The sequence below is a fragment of the Gemmatimonadota bacterium genome (assembly GCA_039715185.1).
Lineage (GTDB): Bacteria > Gemmatimonadota > Gemmatimonadetes > Longimicrobiales > RSA9 > DATHRK01.
Genome location: JBDLIA010000167.1, coordinates 1 through 3,346, shown reverse-complemented (window position 1 = coordinate 3,346; position 3,346 = coordinate 1). Strand labels below are relative to the sequence as shown.

Here is a 3,346-nt window from a genome sequence, read left to right as displayed (position 1 = left end):
GCCCTCTACCAGTTCCTGCATCTCCGGAAGTCATCGACGCTGAGCCGACTCCAGCGCGAGATGCTCGCCACCGTCGTGAACGGCAAGGTCGGCGGAGCTCCGTGACTGGGTTTGCACACGGCGGCGGTCCGTCGCCTCACGGGGGATGAGCACCTCAGCGGTGAGTTCGCCACGACATGGCCGGAGTACGATCTGGACACCAAGACCCGGGCGCTGCTCGGGTACGCCGGCAACCTGACCCAGACTCCCAGCTTCGTGGGCGAGGAGGACATCGCCAAGCTGAAGGACGCCGGCTGGAGCGACCGCGAGGTCTGGGAGATCACGGCGCTCGCCTCGTTTTTCAACTTCACCGGCCGCATGGAGGCGGTTTCGGGCCTGCCGCCGGACGAGGTTCCCGACGAGGCCGACTTCGCGGAGGGGAGGCGCTGAACGAGAGGCGTCAAGGCTAGAACACCTTGTCCGACCCCGCCTCGACGCCGCCCCAGACGAGCCACAGCGCGTCGTCGGGTGTTCGTCGTGCCAGGGAGTCAATGGGGATTCGGAGGCCGCCGATACACCCGAAACAACCCAGAGTCGGATCCGTGGTTCTCCTGAAGACATCTACGCCCCACAGGAAGTTCTCGCGCATCGCGATCTCTGTGGATCCGTCCGCGATCGTAGAGCCGTCCTGCACGATCATCGCGCGCAGAGTGAGCATGCCTTTGCTAGGGACCTCGAGCGACACGGCCCGCTGGCTGGGAGACAGGGGATCTGCCCCGAGTTCGAAGTCCTCGTGAGTGAGCCGTCGATCGGCCACCTCCATCACGAGATCGGCCAACCCGTCCGGATCGGTCGCCGACCCATGGACGCGCACCGCCATCGTCGACGGGTCCGGTCCGCAGCCGGCGAACAGGATCGACGCGCCGATCACCCACCGCGGGACGATCGTCGTGCCTCGTCCAGCGATCCTCCGGTCGCGAGTCTTCATGCCCTCCGTGCAGCCTCCCATTCTCCCCGCAGCAGCCCGAGCAGGACACCGTCCTGCCACTCCTCGCCCTGTCTGTAATGCTCGCGGAGGTGTCCTTCGTGCCCGAAGCCGAGCTTTTCTAGGAGCGCCAGCGCGGCGTCGTTGCGGGGATCGGCGTCGGCGGTGAGGCGGCGCAGGCCCAGATCCTCGAAGGCGTGGCGGATCACCTCCGTAGCGGCTTCGGTCGCGATGCCGGTTCGCTCGTGCGCCGCGGCGACGGCCACGCCCAGCTCGGCGCGGAGATTCTCCTCGTCGACCCCGGCCAGCGTGCAGGTACCGACCAGCGCGTCGTCACCCGCAAGCGTGATCGCCCATTGGCGCAGGTCGCCGCTCTCGGCGCCCGCCCGAATCTGGTCGACCAGGTCTCGAGCGGCGGCCATGTCAGCGATGGGCGCGTGTCCCCAGAAGCGCATGCGGCGGGCGTCGCCGAACAGGGCCAGGAGCGCCTCCGCGTCCCCCTGCCCCACGTACCGCAGCACCAGGCGCCGCGTCGCCAGCGTCGGGAGCGGCAGCCCTCAGGCCTCCGGCTTCAGCGCGGTCATCATGACCGCCTTCACGCCGAACGCCTCAGCCGAATTCTGCGTGGACTCCTTGCGGAAGCGGAAGCGCGGCACGACGGCGCTTTTCACCCTCTTGAACCCGGACTCCTCCATGAGCCGGAACATCTCTCCTTCCAGGAGAGCACCCCCGATTCAGGAGGCCCAGAGCTTGGGGTCGTTGACGATCGCCTGGGAGAGCTGCTTCCCGCTCACGATGTCGGTGACGGACATGCGGCCGCCCGGGCGCAGCACCCGGTACATCTCTTCCATCACCTTGCGCTTGCGGAAGGACAGGTTGATGACGCCGTTGGAGATCACGATGTCGACCGACTCATCGGGGACGGGGATGTCCTCCATGCGCCCCTCGTGGCACTCAATGTTGGCGCCCGATTCGGCGGCGTGGACCTTGGCGCGTCGGCACATGGTGGGGTTCAAGTCGACCCCGATGACGGTTCCGCTCGGCCCCGCTCTCATCGCGGCGATGATCGCGTCCAGACCGGCGCCGCTGCCCAGGTCCAGCACGGTCTCGCCCGGCTGGATGTCCGCGCGCAGGTGAGGGTTGCCGACCCCCGCGAAGGAAGCCACCGCCCCGGCGGGGGCCCGGTCGAGGTCCTCCGCGTCGTACTCGAACAACTCGGCTCCCGCGCGGCCGTGGTAGAAGTGGAACTCCCCCTCGGGGTGCTCCGCCACTTCTTCGTACATGCGGGTGATCTCGTCCGCCAGGAACCCCTCGAGGGATTCCTGCGCGGCGGCTGCGTCGCTCAAATCTACGACCTCCTCCTGAGTGCAATTCGGGCCGAAGAATCAACCTGGGGCTGCGGGGAGTCGCCTGCAACGACGGCCGTCCGGCCCGCGTCGCCCGTGGCCCCAGGGGCTGGGGCCGGTGAATGGGCGGCGGGGCCGGACCGGGAGGGCTAGTTGATGACGATGTGGGTGCTCTGCGGACCGGCCGTGCCCGGACCGTGGTCGACGTACCGGAACCGGAACGTGCCGCCAGGAATCGTGCCCCTCGCCACGATCCGGAAGGAGACCGACCCGGGCGTGAGGGAGCCGGTCACCACCGTCTCCTTGTAGTGGTCGGCGGTGCCGACGACCGCGGAGGGCAGCGCGAGCAGCTCGTCGAGCGTCAGCACGTCGTCGGCCACGGCGGCGGCCAGCTCGCTCCACTCGGCGAAGACGATCGGCACCTCGTCGCCATGAAGCTGGCTCTGAATCAGTTTCTGATTCGGCCCGCCGAGATCCTTGAACACGAGGTGTCCGGTCACCGTCGACGCGCACAAGAAGGGCCGAGGCGGTCCGCCTGGGAATGCCGGCGTGAGGTCGAAGGGGGAGAGCAGGTTGAAGTCCGGCGGCACGCAGCCGAGCGCGCGCACGAAGGGCACCGCGCCGTACTCGTCGGTGTGGGGCAGCCGGAGGCTCCCGATAATGGTATTGAGTCCGATCATCGAGTAGAACGGCCCGTTCGGGTGCTCGTCGGGCACGCTTACGCGCACCGGTTCGGGCGCGATCGCGGCGGCCACATCGAGGGCCGTGGGACTGGACGGTGCGTCCGCCTCGCAACTCGCCAGGAACGGAAGCGCAAGGATCGAGGCGAGCAGCCCTAATGTCCGGTGATTCATGATTCCTCCCGGGGGATGGATCGGGGGCCTGCCGGGCGTGAAATCCTCGGCTTGGCGAATGCCAGGCGGCTCGCCGCCGAGGGCGACATCCTTTATCTGGCGGCCCCGGTCGGTGTATTCTTGACCACGATGAAGAGCGTCTCTCACCTGCGTCTGACCCCCGCCTCACCTCGCACGTAGAC

Annotated in this window: 6 protein-coding genes; 1 reads left to right on the top strand and 5 read right to left on the bottom strand. The window is 68.1% G+C overall.

The genetic code is table 11. From position 1 onward, the window contains the following. Positions 1-111: 111 nt before the first annotated feature. Positions 112-429, top strand: coding sequence for a hypothetical protein (locus ABFS34_16230; GenBank protein MEN8376976.1), 318 nt, complete (start codon positions 112-114; stop codon positions 427-429). A gap of 16 nt (positions 430-445) precedes the next feature. On the opposite strand, the gene ABFS34_16225 is transcribed toward ABFS34_16230, so the two are convergent. The 5 genes from ABFS34_16225 to ABFS34_16205 form a co-directional block, all read right to left on the bottom strand. Further along, positions 446-967, bottom strand: a complete 522-nt coding sequence (locus ABFS34_16225) for a hypothetical protein (GenBank protein ID MEN8376975.1) — start codon at positions 965-967, stop codon at positions 446-448. After that, positions 964-1,485: a GNAT family protein gene (locus ABFS34_16220; GenBank protein ID MEN8376974.1), complete on the bottom strand. Its 522-nt coding sequence runs from the start codon at positions 1,483-1,485 to the stop codon at positions 964-966. The genes ABFS34_16225 and ABFS34_16220 overlap by 4 nt, the downstream gene beginning before the upstream one ends. A 36-nt stretch (positions 1,486-1,521) precedes the next feature. Beyond that, the gene (locus ABFS34_16215; GenBank protein ID MEN8376973.1) at positions 1,522-1,671 is read right to left on the bottom strand and encodes a hypothetical protein; all 150 of its coding nucleotides are present in this window, start codon (positions 1,669-1,671) and stop codon (positions 1,522-1,524) included. A gap of 27 nt (positions 1,672-1,698) precedes the next feature. Then, entirely contained in the window at positions 1,699-2,310 is a 612-nt protein-coding gene (locus ABFS34_16210) for a methyltransferase domain-containing protein (GenBank protein MEN8376972.1), read from the bottom strand. A gap of 149 nt (positions 2,311-2,459) precedes the next feature. Next, positions 2,460-3,164 (bottom strand): hypothetical protein, encoded by a 705-nt coding sequence (locus ABFS34_16205; protein ID MEN8376971.1) that lies wholly within the window; start codon positions 3,162-3,164, stop codon positions 2,460-2,462. Between the last annotated feature and the right edge of the window lie 182 nt (positions 3,165-3,346).